We start from the raw sequence: 16,073 nt of genomic DNA, 5'->3' as shown, positions 1-16,073 counted from the left end.
CTCTAGGGGCCGGATTCTAGCGCCGTCTGGACTAAATTGCGGGGGTCACATCACTACGAAGCGATCCTAAAGGATCTGGACGAGAACCTCATTTCGGTAACAACGGCTAACGAGGCTCTCGCCGTCCTCCTTAGGGCAGAAGTTGCGGTCGTTCTTGTCGACGTCTGTATGCCCGACCTGGATGGCTTCCAGCTCGTGCAGATGATCCGCGAGCACCCGCGGTTCAAGGACATTGCCGTCATATTCGTCTCGGCCGTGCTCTCGAGTGATTTCGACCGCATCAAAGGCTACGAGTTCGGTGCGGTGGATTATGTCTCGGTGCCCGTCGTGCCGGAAATTCTGCGCGCGAAGGTGCGCGTATTCATAGAGCTCCACCGGAAGGCGCGCGAACTTGAACAAACCGCGATGGGCCTGGAGCAGATTGTTGCCGAGCGAACCGCCGAACTGGAAGAATCGACCGCGCAGTTAAAGAGACGCGAGGAGCAGCTTAGCCAGGCACTTGAAGCCGCTAATATGGGCACTTGGCGCCATGACCTCGGGTCCCAGCTCAGCACCGCTGATGCCGATCTCAACGCGATCCTCGGTCTCGAGCGCGCGGAAACGTCGTGTCCGACTGCCGAATGGTTCGCCAGAATCCACGAAGAAGACGTTGAAGCTGTCGCCGAGTCATGGCGCAGGGCGGTTTCTGAACGCGGTCGCTACGAAGCGGAAATACGCTTCAAGAAGGTCGACGGCTCGATCCGTTGGTTGCGGGAGCAGGGAAAATACGTCCCCGGCCCGAACGGAGCGCTCGGCTATCTTACAGGACTGGCCCTCGACATCACCGAGCGCAGACAGGCCGAGGAAGCTCGCAATCTTCTCATCGAGGAGCTCAATCACCGCGTCAAGAACATGCTTGCGATGGTTCAATCGATTGCCGTTCAGAGCCTCACCGACGAAAGTCAGAAGGAACGCTTCCTGCCCCGCATTCAGGCGCTCGCAACCGGCCACAATCTACTCACTCGGACCCACTGGAAGGGGGCCAGTTTGGTTGGGATTCTTCACGCTCTATTCAAGCCGTATGGCATCGATAAAAGCCGGATGCAGCTTGTAGGTGAAGACATCATTCTCTCGTCGCGCGACTCGATCACGGTATCGCTTGCTGTCCATGAAATGCTCACCAATTCGGTGAAGTATGGCGCTTACGCGCACAAGTTGGGTGCAGTAGCCATGCGCTGGCTTGTGGACGCGCCGGAGGACCGGCCTATCTTGCGGCTGTCGTGGCGCGAGTCAGGCTTCTCGTGTGCGCCGCCAGCCAAGACCGGGTTCGGCACGAAGCTACTAAAATCTCTAGCGGCCCAGCCCGGCGGCACGTTCTCGTGTGATTTCTCCCAGGAGGGAGTGCACTGTGAATTAGCTTTTCCTCTGGAAAAGGTCTCGTAATGGATGCCCTGCCCGGCAAAAAGATCCTTGTGGTGGAGGACGAACCGTTGGTCGCGCTGCTCGTGGCCGATATTCTTCAGGAAGCTGGGTGCACCGTTGTCGGTCCGGCTTACGACGTCAGCACTGCCCTGAGATTTTTCGAGTATGACTCGCCCGATGCTGCCGTACTCGACATTAACCTCGGCAACGATCAGACCTCCGCTCCTGTCGCAGATGTACTCGAACGCGCAGGCATCCCCTTTATCTATGCCACCGGCTATGGAGCGGCTGCTCTGAGATTGAAGGATAGACACAAGCCCCGCATTGACAAGCCCTTCGACAAGCAGACTCTGTTGCGAACGCTTAGCGCATGTTTCAGTGAGAGATAAGCGTGCCGCTATCGCAGCGAGATCCTGCGTGGATTAAGGAAGCACACGAAGTCAATCAAGATAAGGGCAGCGAAGCGCCTCACCGTCACATATGCTGCCCATGGCCTAATCGATATCGGGCTAGCAGGTTGCGAAAAGCGAGCTTAATCCGGTCATTGCCAATTGGTGTTATGGGTTGATGGGGTTGTGTCCTCGTGATTGCGATCGCCCCTCAGCTAGCAGCACCCTCTCGCCGGGCCCAAGACAAGACGAATGGGCAGGTCAGTCGCACTCTCGTCGGTATCCTGGAAGCGCCCCCCACCTCGATACGTCGTAGACCAGGATCGTGTCGAACACGTTCGGGCCGGAGGCAACGTCGGCGATCAGCTGGCGCAAGGCCGGACGCCCGTTGTAAGCTCGCACTTGCCGGAATCCTCATATGTGATGACGATCTCGATACCATGCGAGGCGGCGATGAATACTGCTGATAATCGGTCGACATCCGTACGTACTGGGCAACCTTGCTGCGCCCTCACACGCTACCGCTCTGGTGTGGGCTACCAAGTTCGCTGTTGCTTGCCGCTGCGCGCAGGAGGTTCGGGATTGTGTTCGACCCACTCGTCTGATGGGTGAGCCAGTGGTGCTGACCGAACTACGTGAGGGGTGTCGGGTGAGCTTGGATTCCTAGAGCCACCATCTGACGATTATCATCGGATGCGGACAACGTTCCTCAGCGACAGCACAACAGACGCGACTTCCGCGCCGGGGCAAAATCGACGGCTGGTAACCACCCGAAGGAAGAATTGGCCCGAGAGATCCGGCGCAGCGGCGGTCAAGCGATCTGATCTGGACATAGGAAACAACCTCGGAATGTTGGGTAGGCTTGGACGCGCGCAGAGCGGCGCGCGTCCAAGTCCACGAGCTAGATGAAGCCACGGCGGTAGTGGATCCCGTATGTGAGCGAGGTCTGGGGCTGAGGTTTCGGTGGCGCCGGCGGCGGAAAGCGACGCCGGTGATAGGAGGCCCACTGGCGGGCCGCTGTGAAGTGGAGCAGGAGCTGAGACAGAGCATCTGGCCAGTCATCGCTCGAACCGTAGGGGAACTCCCCGACGATCCTCAGGAACTGGCGCGCCCAGTCGGCATCCTGCGGTAGGAATACGCGCCCCGCCGCGATCTTGGGTGAGACCATTTCCATGCGCCGGAGCTTGGCAAGCCCGTCGTGTGTTTTGATGGTGCCGACGTGGTTGATGCCCAGGTCTCCCAGGTGGTGGTACAGACCTAGGTCTGATCCGATGGCCTCAATGACGAACAGATCGGGAGCCCACTTCTTGTCGAGGCCTTGGATCCACCGCAGAAGGCCCGGATAGGCGTACTGAACCTGCTCTCCGTGCACGAGGTAGGCGTCGTCCCCGACGATGTCGCAGACGAGCGCGGCACTGAAGTCACCCCCGTTCTCCGTGAAGGCCGGATCGATACTGAGGATCCGGTACTCGCGCTTCGGCACCTGTGGGAAGGTCCGGAACCACGTCGGATCGATTACACGGCCATGGGTGATCAGCGGAGCCTGCATGTACTGCGCCTGGAAATGCACCTCCCCCTGCAACACGCGCAGCTCTTGGAGGACCTCGTGGGAGAGTCGATCAGGTTCTAGGAGAGAGCCTTCCGGTACGTGACGCTCCTCCTCGTCGCTGATCTGAAACACCATGTCACTGGGCCTGATTGCAGGGATGTTGAGGTGCACCGCGTTCGGACATGCTCGCAAGAGAAACGCCGTGAAATCGTCGACGTGGAGCCGCTGCATCACGAGGATCAGTACGCCCTTGGGAGGATCGCGCCAGCGGTTGGCGATGGCGCTCGCGTAGAGCTCCTCCAGGTTCCGCCGCTCCGTCTCGGAGTGGGCGAGGCTCGCCTTCTGGGGGTCGTCGATGATGATGTAGTCGAAGCCGTGCCCCGTGATGCACCCTGGACGGCGATGAGCTTCTTGACCAGGGCTGTTTGCCGAGGCACTTAGCGGCGGCGACCGCCCTCCGTCACGGCAATCCTCTGGGCGAGCTCGTCCAGAAGCACACTCTTCAGGCTCTTGGCGCGCTTGCTTCCAGCACGTTTGCGCTTGGACCCTGCGGGATTGCCGCTTTGACCCTTCTGGAACCGATGGGCCGGGGGGTGGTTTGCCGAGCCAATCTCGTACGGCACGTCGTCGTCGTCCGGGTGTTCCCGGCGGCCTACCGGGGCGCCGGAGCGTACTTTTTTGCGTGTCATGCGTCTGTCTCCTCGACACATGGCACGGTCCTCCATCCCGGGAGGCACATGGTGCCTCTCCGCCGGAGAGCCGGGCCGAGTTGTGGTGGAGACGAGCGCGGGAGACTCCCGCGTCGCGGACTAAGGCGACGCTCGTCGAGGCCGAGGTTCGCTTCTCTTGGCAGATCTTTCAAGGGGGGTGGTTCGTTTGCAGCCCACCCCCTCGCTCACCTTTAACTGGTCTTTTCTTCGCGGGCCCGTTCCCTGCTGAATGCGTCAGTTCTCTGCGTTAGCAGTGTGGATTTCCCTGCTCGCAGCATTCTTGAGAAAGGATATAACGCATTATAGATACGGTGTTTTTCTATGATCTGTGTGGTCTATTCCACCCCTGTACGGTGAAATTCGCTGCATTATGGTGACGCAGGGAAATTGTCGTGGAACATGGAAATCGGACCGGAGACCAGTTCGCACCGGACTGTCCGCACCGCCATTATTCGCTCACGCGCCCATAGGCGCTCCGCGGGGGCGCGACCCGCCGCGGGTCGCCTTGCTTCCGAGCCCTTCGGGCTTTGACGCGAGTTCGAACTTTCTTCCCCTGAGCCCTGCGGGCTCGCGTTTGAGCTTGCTCAGCGCTTTGTGCCGACGCGCTCTCGTGCAAGCTTCAGAATACCGTCGCAGTCAAGATGTGCCTCGAGATGCGCCGCGAGGGCGTCCAGAATGCCGTCTACCTCGCTCTCATAGCGCAGCGTCGAGGTTTCGGCGCCGATCTGTCGCAAGAGCTCGGTGCGGTAGCGATCGCTTGCGAACAGGCCATGGACGTAGCAGCCGGCAACGCGGCCAGACACGCTCACCGCGCCATCGCGGCGGCCGTCCGCGAGGTGGAGCATCGGGGAGTGGACGCCCGGTCCGGTGGTGCGGCCCACGTGCATCTCGTAGCCCCGGATCAGTGCACCGGTGCGGTCAACGCCTTGCACCTCGATGAGCACCTTTCCGCCGGCCAGAACCGTCTCGATATCGAGGAGGCCGAGACCGGCGGTTGCGCCCGGCGGGCCTTCGATGCCGTCCGGATCGGCGATCGTGCGTCCTAACATCTGATAGCCGCCGCAGATGCCGAGCACGCGTCCGCCGCGGCGGACATGAGCGGCGAGATCGATGTCCCAATCCGTCGCGCGCAAGGCGGCGAGATCAGCCATGGTCGCCTTCGAGCCGGGCAGGATGACGAGCGACGTCCGTCCCGGGATCGCCTCTCCGGGATGCAGGAACGCCAGCTCGACACCCGGCTCGAGGCGGAGCGGATCGAGATCATCGAAGTTCGAAATGAGAGGGTAGGCCAGCACGACGACGAGCGGCTTTTCCGACGATGGGTCGGGCGCCGACTGGGGCAGGGACTGGGAGTCTTCGGGCGGCAGGTGGCTCGCGCGGGCAAAGTGCGGGACAAGGCCCAGGGGACGCCATCCCGTGCGCTCGGCTATGGCGCTCATGCCGGCTGCGAAGAGATCCGGATCACCGCGGAATTTGTTGACGATGAAGCCCACGATCCGCCGCGCATCGTCGGGCGGCAACACGGCCTTCGTGCCGACAAGGCTCGCAATGACGCCGCCACGCTCGATGTCGCCAATCAGAACCACTGGGACGCCGGCGGCCTCGGAAAACCCCATGTTGGCGATATCCGCATGGCGCAGGTTGATCTCCGAAGCAGAACCCGCGCCTTCGATGAGGATGAGATCCGCCTCGCTCTCAAGGCGTGCGTAGCTCTCGAGTACGCGCTCCAGCAACAAGGCTTTCATCGACTGGTACTCATGCGCACGGGTGTTGCCGACGACGCGGCCCTGCACCACGACTTGCGCGTCGGTTTCGCTCTGCGGCTTCAGCAGCACCGGGTTCATATGCACCGAAGGCGGAATGCGCGCGGCGCGCGCCTGGAGCGCCTGCGCGCGGCCGATCTCGCCGCCGTCGGCGGTCACCGCCGCGTTGTTCGACATGTTCTGCGGCTTGAAGGGCCGTACCTTGAGACCGCGATTGGTGAATGCGCGCGCCAGCCCGGCGACCAGGAGCGATTTGCCGACATCCGAGCCGGTTCCCTGGAACATGATGGCTTTCATGACATCAGACCTCAATGCCCTTCCGGGATCAGCTCGGGCGCGAACGTCTCGATCGCTTTGCGCCGGGCCGCTCTTGACGCGCGTCAGTCGAAACTTACAGGGCGCTGACCTCCACCGTCAGCCTGCCGTCACTGCCGTTCGTGCAGATTGGCACCGCGACGCCGAAGCATGGCGCCGCGACCTCGAATGGACCACATCAAGGATTGGAGAAGACAAATGAAAGCGCACCTCATCGCTGCCGCGCTCCTTGCGGGAATGTCCGCCGCCCCGCTCTCCGGTGCGGCGTATGCCGGCAGCTTCGGAAAGGCGTGCACGGCAGAGCCGCGCGAGACATGGATGAGTCTCGAAGCCATCGAGAAAATCGTCGTTGATCACGGTTACACGATCGCCAAATCCAAGATCAAAGAAAGCTGCGTCGAGGTCTATGCGCGCGACAAGCAAGGCACGCGCGTGGAGTTCTTCATCGATCCGACAACCGGTACGCCGGTCGGCGGCGACTGGAAGAACCCCTCCTAGGCAGCAGGTGTGCGGCATGCGTATCACGAACCGTACATCGGACGTCGGCGGCGATAAGCCGCCGACAACCGTCAAGGTCTGGGATCTTTTCGTGCGGGGCTTTCACTGGAGCCTCGTCGCGCTCTTCGCTGTCGCCTTCCTGACCGGCGACGAAATCGAATGGCTGCATGTGTGGGTGGGTTATGCCATCGCAGCCCTTGTCGCGATGCGCTTCGTCTGGGGCTTCATTGGACCGGAGAATGCGCGTTTCTCGAGCTTCGTGAAAGGTCCCCGAGCGGTCGCCGCGTTCTTGAAACAGTCGTCGCGGCTCGAGGCACCGCGCCACCTCGGCCACAATCCGGCGGGCGGCGCCATGATCGTCCTCCTGCTGGCGTTGCTTGCCGCGCTTTGCGCGACCGGCTTCATGATGACGACGGACGCCTTCTGGGGCTCCAAGCCTCTCGAGGAGGCTCACGAAGCCCTAGCCTATATCACGCTCGCTCTTGTCGGATTGCATGTCGCGGGTGTGGTGCTCGCAAGCCTGGAGCACGGCGAAAATCTCGTCAAAGCGATGATCACCGGACGCAAGCGCGCAGAATAAGATGGGAGCCGCGCAGACGCGGGGCTCTCTCTTGTGCTCATCGCCAGGACTGACAATAATCAGCCCAGTTCGGCCGTACCGGGATTGCGGATGTGAGGGGAGCGACAATAATTCCAGGTCCGGGGCTTGCTTTGCGCTCGATCAAAGCGGCCCCTTCCTATTAAGATACATTTCAGGCTCATGATTGTCCATCGGAGGGCAGCAGCGTGCGCGAAGTCATGTCGAAAGCCATGGCCCGAAACATATTCTATGGCGGGTCACTCTTCTTCGTTCTGATTTTTGTCGGCCTTACGGCCCACAGCCACTATCATATCGTCACAAAATCCACGGCCTCGATGCCGCTCACCGACTCGGTCGCGCACGGCAAGCGCGTCTGGGAGGTCAACGCCTGCATCAACTGTCACACCCTTCACGGCGAGGGCGCCTATTTCGCGCCCGAGGTCGGGAACGTCATGACGCGGTGGGGCGTGGTCGATTCTCCGGAGGATGCCTTCCAGGCCCTCAAAGGATGGATCGAAGCACAGCCCACCGGCATTCAGGGGCGTCGGCAGATGCCGCGTTTCTACCTCTCGGACGAGGATATCCGGGGCCTCTCGGATTTCCTGATCTGGGCCGACAAGACCGACCTGCAGGGTTGGCCGCCGAAAGATTCCGGCTGACGCGGGCGCACGGGGAACAATGTCATGAAATACCAGACTCAGAAGATCGCCTACGCGTACTTTCTCGCGGCGATGGCGCTGTTTATCGTACAGGTCTCGGTCGGCTTGGTGGCCGGCTTGATCTACGTCGCTCCCAACACGCTGTCGGAGCTTCTGCCTTTCAATATCGTGCGGATGCTGCACACCAACGCGCTGATCGTGTGGTTGTTGCTCGGCTTCTTCGGCGCCGCCTACTTCATCATCCCGGAGGAAGCGGAGCGCGATATCCATTCACCGAAGATCGCCTACTGGCAGCTCGCGATCCTCCTGGTCGGAACGCTCGGCGCCGTCCTCACCTACGTGTTCGACCTGTTCCACGGCAACATCCTGCTCGGCAAGGATGGCCGCGAGTTCCTCGAGCAGCCGCTGTGGGTGAAGATCGGCATCGTCGTCGCCGCGCTGATGTTCCTCTACAACGTCTCCATGACCGTGCTTGCGGGTAAGAAGACGGCGATCACCAGCGTGCTGCTGATCGGACTCTGGGGTCTCGCGCTGCTGTTCCTGTTCGCGTTCTACAACCCGCACAACCTCAGTCTCGATAAGATGTACTGGTGGTACGTCGTCCACCTCTGGGTCGAAGGCGTGTGGGAGCTGATCATGGCCTCGATCCTCGCCTTCCTCATGCTGAAGCTCACGGGCGTGGATCGCGAGATCGTCGAAAAGTGGCTCTACGTCATTGTCGGCACGGCCCTCTTCTCGGGCATTCTCGGCACCGGTCACCACTATTACTGGATCGGCACGCCCGGCTACTGGCAGTGGATCGGCTCCATCTTCTCGTCGTTCGAGATCGTTCCCTTCTTCCTGATGATGGTGTTCAGCTTCGTCATGGTCTGGAAGGGGAAGCGCGAGCATCCGAACAAGGCGGCGCTCCTGTGGTCGCTCGGCTGTACGGTGCTCGCCTTCTTCGGCGCCGGCGTCTGGGGCTTCCTGCATACGCTGCACGGCGTCAACTTCTACACGCACGGCACGCAGATCACCGCGGCGCACGGGCATCTGGCGTTCTTCGGGGCTTACGTGTGCTTGAATCTCGCCATCTTCACCTATGCGTTCCCGATGCTCAAGAACCGCGATCCCTACAACCAGGTGCTCAATATGGGGAGCTTCTGGCTCATGGCGAGCGGCATGTGCTTCATGACGTTCGTGCTGACCTTCGCCGGCACGATCCAGACGCACCTGCAGCGTGTCCTCGGCCAGTACTACATGGAGGTGCAGGATCAGATCATGCTGTTCCACTACATGCGCTTCGGCGCAGGCGTGGCGGTCGTGCTCGGCGCTCTGCTCTTCGTCTTCGCCATCCTGCTGCCGCGGCGCGAGATCATCGAGCCCGGCCCCACGACGAAGCAGCTCTCACCTGCGGAGTAGGCCATGATGCCCGCTGCTCAACTCTCGGAGAAGGGAGCTTCGGCTCCCTTCTATCTCCCCCAGGGAGACGAGTGCGAGGTCTTCAAGGCCGCGTACCGCGGACAGATGCCGCTCCTGCTCAAGGGGCCGACAGGCTGCGGAAAGACCCGCTTCGTGGCGCATATGGCGGCCGTCCTCGGCCGGCCGCTCTATACGGTCGCCTGCCACGACGACCTTTCGGCTGCGGATCTGATCGGACGCTATCTCCTCAAGGGCGGCGAGACCGAGTGGGTCGACGGGCCGCTGACGCGCGCGGTGCGCGAGGGGGCGATCTGCTACCTCGACGAGGTGGTCGAAGCGCGCAAGGACGTCACCGTGGTGCTGCATCCCTTGACCGACGACCGGCGTATGCTGCCGATCGAGCGGACTGGAGAGGTGCTGGAGGCGGGCCCGCAGTTCATGCTCGTCGCGTCCTATAACCCCGGCTACCAGAACATCCTCAAAACGCTGAAGCCTTCCACGCGGCAGCGTTTCCTCGCCATCGATTTCGACTTTCCGCCGCCCGATCGTGAGATCGAGATCGTCATCCAGGAGACCGGCCTTGCGAAAGAGCGCGTCGCGCTCCTGGTCCGGCTTGCCGGAAAGCTGCGCGCCTTGAAGGGGCAGGACCTCGAGGAAGGCGTTTCGACCCGGCTCATCGTCTATTGCGCGAACCTCATCGCCGGCGGCATGCCTCTCGAGCGGGCCGTGCAGGTGGCGCTGATCGAGCCGCTCAGCGACGACGCCGACATCAAGCAGGGGCTTCGCGATCTGGTCGCGGTCGTCTACGGGTAGGCGTGACCCCGATGGCCGCTGTCGAGTTCGAGCCCTGGGAGCCGGAAGAGAGCGTCGGGAAGCTGTGGCACTCCTTCGTCAACAGCCTCGGTGCGCCCGGCGCGTTCGAGGATGCGACGGCCACGCTCGACGAGACGCGGGGGCGTCTCGGTGTTCTCTTCCGCGGGCTCGGCGGGGCGCGCGACGTCGAGATCAAGGCGGCGACGGCCAGGACCTCTCCGCATCGCCTGTCGTGGCGGCGGGCGCTCGGCCAGAGCGCGGAGCGCGTCGTGGACCCGAGCTTCGACGGGGAGACGCTGCGTCTGCCGGAGCGGATCGCCGTCTTTCCCGAGCGGGACGCCAACATCGCCCTCTACCTCTGGCTTGCCGCCGCCGTCGTCTTCGCGCGCCAGCCGCGGGCGGAACGCGATCCGCTGCGGGCCGACATCCGCGCGCTGCAAGCGGCACAGATGATGATCCGCGATGCGCTGGCCGAATGTCCGGGCCTGCGCCGCACGTATGCGGCGCTCGCCGGCGAGACGCGCCAGTTGCGCCTGGCCCGGCGCCTGCCCCGGGCTGAGGCCGCCGTCGAGGCAACGATCCTGCACCTTCTCGGTGCGCCGCCTCCGCAGGATCCGCTCGCGGCCCAGATCGCGGCGGCCGTGCGCGGCGAGGCGGACGACCTTTCGTCGTTCTCGGCGCCACGCGGATACAAGCCCTTCCTTCCGGTGCTGCTGTGGCCGGATCTGCGCCCCCTGGCTGCCCGGAGCAAGCCCGTCAGCGAGGAGACCCCGAACGGCGAGGCGGAGACGCCGCCGAACGCGGAGCCCGGCACGTTCAAGGCCTCGCGCAAGGCGTCCGACCAGGCCGCGCGCAAGGATAGTCTCATCCTGCACAAGTTCGAGGCGATCCTGTCGTGGGCGGAGCTTCTGAACCTCAATCGCCGGGTCGACGACGACGATGAGGAGAACGCCAAGAAGGCCGCGGACGACCAGGACGAGATCGGCCTGGCGCAGGTTCCGCAGCGCGCGCGTACGCGCTTGCGGCTGCATCTCGACCTCTCGCCCGAGGAAGCGGAGTTCGAGCGGCTCGCCGGCGTTTACGTCTATCCCGAATGGGAGCACCGCTCCAAGGCCTACCTGCCGGACTATTGCCGGGTGCTGGCCGGCCCCGCGGAGCCAGCTCCCGACCTGCCGGACACGCCCGACAGCGCGCGGTCGCGGCAGCGAATCCGCAGCGTGCGGCGCCAGTTCGAGACGCTGAGGCCGAAACGCGTGCAGCTCACGCGGCAGATCGACGGCCATGACATCGACATTTCCGCCGCGATCGAGGCGCGCGTCGAGCTGGCGACGACGGGCGAGCACTCCGACCGCGTCTATATCGCGAGCCGCACCCAGGAGCGCGACCTCGCCGTCTCGATCCTGCTCGACGCCTCGCGCTCGACCGAGAGCTACGTGGCGGGACGGCAGGTCATCGACATCGCGCGCGAGGCGCTGCTGGCGCTCGCCTGGGGGATCGACGCGTGCGGAGACGACACCGCGATCGACGCCTTCTCGTCCCGGCGCCGGGATCGCGTGTTCATCCAGAGCTGCAAGACATTCGACGAGCCAATGGGGCCCGCCATCGAGGCGCGCATCGCCGGCCTCAAACCCGGGCATTACACCCGGCTCGGCGCCGCGCTCCGTCATGTCTCGACCGAGCTCGCCAAACGCCCGCGCCAGCGCCGGCTCCTGCTCGTGCTGACGGACGGCAAGCCCAACGACACGGACCACTACGAGGGCCGGTACGGCATCGAGGACACGCACATGGCCGTGCGCGAGGCGCGGAGGCGGGGGCAGTCCGTATTCGGCGTGACCATCGACACCAAGTCGCAGGCGACGTTCAGCCGGATCTTCGGAACGGGCGGCTATGTCGTCATCCCCGATCCGGCGAAGCTCGTTGCGGCGCTGCCGCACCTCTATCGGCACCTGGTCACAGGATGAGCGGCGCCATGGAGACCGGGCCCGCGAGACGGCAGGACACCGATGTGCTCTCGGAGCTTCCGGGCGAGCTCATGATGTGGGTCCTGATCGCGAGCGAGATCCTGGTGTTCGGCGCGGGACTTCTGGCCTGCCTCGGCGTTCGCATCGGCGATCCGGTCCAGTTCGCGTCGGATCAGGCTCTTCTCGACCGGACCGCCGCCGCCATCAATACGTTCGCGCTCGTGACGAGCGGCTTCTGCGCCGCCGCCGCCGTGCGCGCGCGGGAGGCCGGAAAGCGCGGCATCGCGCGCCGCTGGCTGTTTGCGGCGGGGTGCCTCGGCATCGTGTTCCTTGCCGTCAAGGCCATGGAGTACGCAAGCAAGATAGCGCTCGGGATCGGGATCGAGACGAGCCCCTTCTTCACCTTCTACTTTCTTCTCACGGGGTTCCACGCGCTGCACGTGGTGGCCGGCGTTGGTCTCCTCGCGTTCGTCGCCTGGGCCGACAGCCTGCGGAACATGGAAGCGGCCGTCGCATTCTGGCACCTCGTCGACCTCATCTGGGTGCTGCTGCTCCCGATCATCTACGTGTTGAGGTGAGGGCCATGCCGGCACGCGATCTCGTCAAAGCCTGGATGGCGCTCATCGTCTTGAGCTTCGGCACGGTGCTGCTTGCATCGGACGCTGCCTCGGGACACGGCGGGATGCTCGCGGGCGCCGCGGTGCTGGTGCTGGCCGGCCTCAAGGCGCGCGTCATTCTGGGCCGTTACCTCGGCCTTTCCGGGTCGCGGTTCTGGACGCGGACGTTCGATCTCGCGATCGGGATCTTTCTGGCGCTCGCCTTTGCGCTCTATGCGATCGGCTCGGGCGGGTGAGCATGTCGAAGGGCCATGACATGGGCGCTGCACCGCCGGAGCGGCAACCGGTTCCGCTGGGGCTCTTGTTGTTCTGCTTCGCCCTGATGGGGCCGGCGTTCGCGATCAATGCGGCCTTCATCGCGATCGCCGTTCCTGCCATGACGCCCTACGGCATCACGGGCCTCGTGATCGCGGGCGCCGTCGGATCGGTGTTCGGGATCTTCCCGGCGCTCTGGCTCGCGCGGCGGATCCACGAGGGAATTCGGGACGACTGACCTCGGTCTCTCACTCGCGGCTGGCCGTCAGAATGTGAGTCGGCGGGCGCGCACGACGTTCGGCAGGGCTTTCACGCTGTCCAGGACCTCGTCCGAGATCGGCTCGTCCACGGCGACGACGCAGATGGCATCGCCGCCCGCATGCTCGCGTCCGAGATTGAAGGTTGCGATGTTGACGCTCGCCTCTCCGAGCAGCGTGCCGAGCTTGCCGATGAACCCCGGCTTGTCGGAGTTTCTGATGAACAGCATGTGCGGGCTCACCTCGAAGTCCATCGGGATGTCGCGGACGTCGATCACGCGCGGGCGCCCGCCGGCGCCGACCGTGCCGGCGACCGAGCGCTCGAGGTCGTCGGTCTTGACCGTCAGGCGGATCGAGCTTTCGAACATGCCCGCCTTGTCGCGCGTGACCTCCTCGACGACGATGCCGCGCTCCTTGGCGAGGCTCGCGGCCGAGACCATGTTGACCTCCGCGAGCGAGGCGCTGAGCAAGCCCGCGAGCGCCGCTGCCGTCAAGGGCTTAACGTTGAGGTCTGCGACGTCGCCCGAGTACTCGATCCGCACGACTTTGATGCTGGTTTCGGTGAGCTGTCCCGCGAACTCGCCGAGCTGGCCAGCAAGCTTGACATAGGTCTTGAGGCGCGGCGCCTCTTCAGCGGAAATGGAGGGGAAGTTGACGGCATTGCCGATGGCGCCCGTGAGGAGATAGTCCGACATTTGCTCCGCAATCTGCAGGGCGACCTTCTCCTGGGCCTCCGTTGTCGATGCGCCGAGGTGGGGCGTGCAGATCACGCCTTCGATCCCGAACAGGATATTGTCCCGCGCCGGCTCGGCTTCGAACACATCGAGCGCGGCGCCGGCCACGTGGCCCGAGCGCAGCGCTCCGGCCAGGGCCTTCTCGTCGACCAGGCCACCGCGTGCGCAGTTGATGATGCGCACGCCGCGCCGGCACTTCGCGAGCGCGTCGGCGGAGAGGATGTTGCGCGTCTTGTCGGTCAACGGCGTGTGCAGCGTGATGAAATCGGCGCGGCGGAACACCTGGTCGAGGTCCACCTTCTCGACACCGAGTTGAACGGCACGCTCCTCGGAGAGGAAGGGATCGTAGGCGATGACCTTCATCTTGAGGCCGATGGCGCGATCGGCGACGATGGTGCCGATGTTGCCGCACCCGATCAGCCCCAGGGTCTTGCCGCAGATCTCGACGCCGAGGAATTTCGACTTCTCCCACTTTCCGGCCTGCGTCGAGCCGTCGGCGGCGGGAATCTGCCGCGCCAGCGAGAGCATGAGTGAGACGGCGTGCTCGGCAGTGGTGATCGAATTGCCGAAGGGTGTGTTCATCACGATGATGCCCCTCGCGGTTGCGGCCTTGACGTCGATGTTGTCGACGCCGATGCCTGCTCGTCCGATGACCTTGAGCTTCTTGGCCGCGGCAATGATCTTCGGAGTGGCCTTGGTCGCGGATCGCACGGCGAGACCGTCGTAGGAACCGATGATTTTTTCGAGCTCGTCTTTGGTGAGGCCGACGTTCACGTCGACGGCGATGCCGCGCTCTTCGAAGACGGCGATGGCGGCCGGGGAGAGCTCATCCGAGATTAGGACTTTTGCAGACATGGGGTGTTCCGAAGTTTGAAAATGGATTGGGCGAGGCGCTCCGCCCGGGAGGGCGAGAGCGCACGCATGTCGATGCCGTGGAGTGCGGCGCCGGAGCGCGGCTTACGCGGCCTTGGCGTACTGCGCCTTGGTCTCGGCAAACGCCCAGTCGAGCCATGGCGTCAGGGCTTCGAGGTCGCTGCGGTCGACCGTGGCGCCAGTCCAGATCCGAAGCCCCGGCGGGGCGTCGCGATAGGCGCCGATGTCCCTTGCGACGCCTTCCGCCTCGAGGCGGAAGGCAAGCTCCTTCGCGAATGCGGCCTCGGCCTCGCGCCCGAGCGCGGAGATGTCGGGATCCGTCACCTTGAGGCAGACGGACGTGTTCGACCACGTTGCCGGGTCCACGGCGAGGTTGGCGACCCACGGCGTCCGCGCGATCCAATCGAAGAGCACCTTCGCATTGGCGTCGGCGCGCGCCATCAATCCCGACAGGCCGCCGATGCTCTCGGCCCAGCCGAGCGCATCCAGATAATCCTCCACGCACAGCATCGATGGCGTGTTGATGGTGTCGCCGTCGAAGATCGCCGCGTCGAGCTTGCCGCCTTTTTTCAGGCGGAACAGCTTGGGCAGCGGCCAGGGAGGCGTGTAGGCGTCGATGCGCGCGACGGCGCGCGGCGACAGGATCAGCATGCCGTGCGCCGCCTCGCCTCCCAGCACCTTCTGCCAGGAGTAGGTGAGCACGTCGATCTTCGTCCAGTCGACGGGCTGGGCGAAGATGGCGGATGTGGCGTCAACGAACGTGAGGCCCTGGCGGTCGGCCGCAATCCAGTCGTAACCGGGGACGCGCACGCCGGACGTGGTGCCGTTGGCGGTGAAGACCACGTCACGCGAGAAGTCGACGGCGCCGAGGTCGGGCAAGCGCCCGAAGTCCGCCTCCATGACCCGCGCATCGGCGATGCGAAGCTGTTTTATGATGTCGGTGATCCAGATCTTGCCGAAGCTTTCCCAGGCCAGCGCGTCCACGGGGCGTGCGCCGATCATCGACCACAGCGCGGCTTCGAAAGCGCCGGTGTCGGAGCCCGGCATGATGGCGATCAGGTAGTCGTCGGGGACGGCGAGCAGCGAGCGGGTCAGCTCGATGGCGCGCTTCAGCCGCGCCTTGCCGTCCTTTGCCCTGTGCGAGCGGCCGAGCAATGCGCCGTCGAGCGACCGCGTGGACCAGCCGGGGTGCTTTGTGCAGGGACCGCAGGAAAAGTTGGGATTGGCCGGACGCCGTGCCGGCCTGGTGCTTGAGGTCATGAGCTATCCTTCCAGATAGGTGCCCCTCGGTGGGGAGG

16 protein-coding genes are annotated in these 16,073 nt (G+C 64.0%); 11 read left to right on the top strand and 5 right to left on the bottom strand.

The window, feature by feature from the left end:
- The first annotated feature begins 36 nt into the window (after positions 1–36).
- Both V7082_RS13495 and V7082_RS13490 read left to right on the top strand, forming a co-directional pair.
- The gene (locus V7082_RS13495) at positions 37–1,422 is read left to right on the top strand and encodes a sensor histidine kinase (RefSeq protein ID WP_334149356.1); all 1,386 of its coding nucleotides are present in this window, start codon (positions 37–39) and stop codon (positions 1,420–1,422) included.
- Complete coding sequence (locus tag V7082_RS13490; protein ID WP_334149354.1) at positions 1,422–1,790, top strand: response regulator; 369 nt, start codon at positions 1,422–1,424, stop codon at positions 1,788–1,790. Before V7082_RS13495 ends, V7082_RS13490 begins: the two co-directional genes overlap by 1 nt.
- 901 nt (positions 1,791–2,691) lie before the next feature.
- Here V7082_RS13490 and V7082_RS13485 read toward each other — a convergent pair.
- From V7082_RS13485 to V7082_RS13475, 3 genes are all read right to left on the bottom strand, one after another.
- Positions 2,692–3,570 (bottom strand): hypothetical protein, encoded by an 879-nt coding sequence (locus V7082_RS13485; RefSeq protein WP_334149352.1) that lies wholly within the window; start codon positions 3,568–3,570, stop codon positions 2,692–2,694.
- Positions 3,571–3,776: 206 nt separating this feature from the next.
- A complete protein-coding gene (locus V7082_RS13480) occupies positions 3,777–4,028 on the bottom strand; it encodes a DUF5681 domain-containing protein (protein ID WP_334149350.1) in 252 nt (83 codons plus the stop codon).
- 605 nt (positions 4,029–4,633) lie between these two features.
- Positions 4,634–6,109, bottom strand: coding sequence for a cobyric acid synthase (locus tag V7082_RS13475; RefSeq protein ID WP_334149348.1), 1,476 nt, complete (start codon positions 6,107–6,109; stop codon positions 4,634–4,636).
- 216 nt (positions 6,110–6,325) lie between these two features.
- On the opposite strand from V7082_RS13475, the gene V7082_RS13470 reads away from it, so the two are divergent.
- The 9 genes from V7082_RS13470 to V7082_RS13430 all read left to right on the top strand — a co-directional run bounded on the left by V7082_RS13470 (position 6,326) and on the right by V7082_RS13430 (position 13,149).
- On the top strand, positions 6,326–6,625 hold the full coding sequence (locus V7082_RS13470; protein ID WP_334149346.1) for a PepSY domain-containing protein: 300 nt from the start codon (positions 6,326–6,328) through the stop codon (positions 6,623–6,625).
- A 16-nt stretch (positions 6,626–6,641) separates the two neighbouring features.
- Positions 6,642–7,205, top strand: a complete 564-nt coding sequence (locus tag V7082_RS13465; protein WP_334149344.1) for a cytochrome b/b6 domain-containing protein — start codon at positions 6,642–6,644, stop codon at positions 7,203–7,205.
- Between the two features lie 206 nt (positions 7,206–7,411).
- Complete coding sequence (locus V7082_RS13460) at positions 7,412–7,864, top strand: c-type cytochrome (RefSeq protein ID WP_334149342.1); 453 nt, start codon at positions 7,412–7,414, stop codon at positions 7,862–7,864.
- Between the two features lie 24 nt (positions 7,865–7,888).
- Positions 7,889–9,265 (top strand): cbb3-type cytochrome c oxidase subunit I, encoded by a 1,377-nt coding sequence (locus V7082_RS13455; protein WP_334149340.1) that lies wholly within the window; start codon positions 7,889–7,891, stop codon positions 9,263–9,265.
- Positions 9,266–9,271: 6 nt separating this feature from the next.
- A complete protein-coding gene (locus tag V7082_RS13450; protein WP_334149358.1) occupies positions 9,272–10,078 on the top strand; it encodes a CbbQ/NirQ/NorQ/GpvN family protein in 807 nt (268 codons plus the stop codon).
- An 11-nt stretch (positions 10,079–10,089) separates the two neighbouring features.
- Positions 10,090–12,039, top strand: a complete 1,950-nt coding sequence (locus tag V7082_RS13445) for a nitric oxide reductase activation protein NorD (RefSeq protein WP_334149338.1) — start codon at positions 10,090–10,092, stop codon at positions 12,037–12,039.
- An 8-nt stretch (positions 12,040–12,047) separates the two neighbouring features.
- Positions 12,048–12,617, top strand: coding sequence for a cytochrome c oxidase subunit 3 (locus V7082_RS13440; protein ID WP_334149336.1), 570 nt, complete (start codon positions 12,048–12,050; stop codon positions 12,615–12,617).
- A 5-nt stretch (positions 12,618–12,622) separates the two neighbouring features.
- Positions 12,623–12,892, top strand: coding sequence for a cytochrome C oxidase subunit IV family protein (locus V7082_RS13435; protein ID WP_334149334.1), 270 nt, complete (start codon positions 12,623–12,625; stop codon positions 12,890–12,892).
- A gap of 2 nt (positions 12,893–12,894) precedes the next feature.
- Positions 12,895–13,149, top strand: a complete 255-nt coding sequence (locus tag V7082_RS13430) for a hypothetical protein (protein ID WP_334149333.1) — start codon at positions 12,895–12,897, stop codon at positions 13,147–13,149.
- A 27-nt stretch (positions 13,150–13,176) separates the two neighbouring features.
- Here V7082_RS13430 and serA read toward each other — a convergent pair whose 3' ends face one another.
- Together serA and V7082_RS13420 are read right to left on the bottom strand one after the other, a co-directional pair.
- Positions 13,177–14,757, bottom strand: a complete 1,581-nt coding sequence (serA, locus tag V7082_RS13425; RefSeq protein WP_334149332.1) for a phosphoglycerate dehydrogenase — start codon at positions 14,755–14,757, stop codon at positions 13,177–13,179.
- Between the two features lie 102 nt (positions 14,758–14,859).
- Complete coding sequence (locus tag V7082_RS13420; protein ID WP_334149331.1) at positions 14,860–16,035, bottom strand: phosphoserine transaminase; 1,176 nt, start codon at positions 16,033–16,035, stop codon at positions 14,860–14,862.
- Positions 16,036–16,073 lie beyond the last annotated feature (38 nt).

It is taken from the genome of Hyphomicrobium sp. (assembly GCF_036833075.1).
Classification (GTDB): domain Bacteria; phylum Pseudomonadota; class Alphaproteobacteria; order Rhizobiales; family Hyphomicrobiaceae; genus Hyphomicrobium_C.
This window is presented reverse-complemented; position numbering and strand designations above follow the sequence as displayed.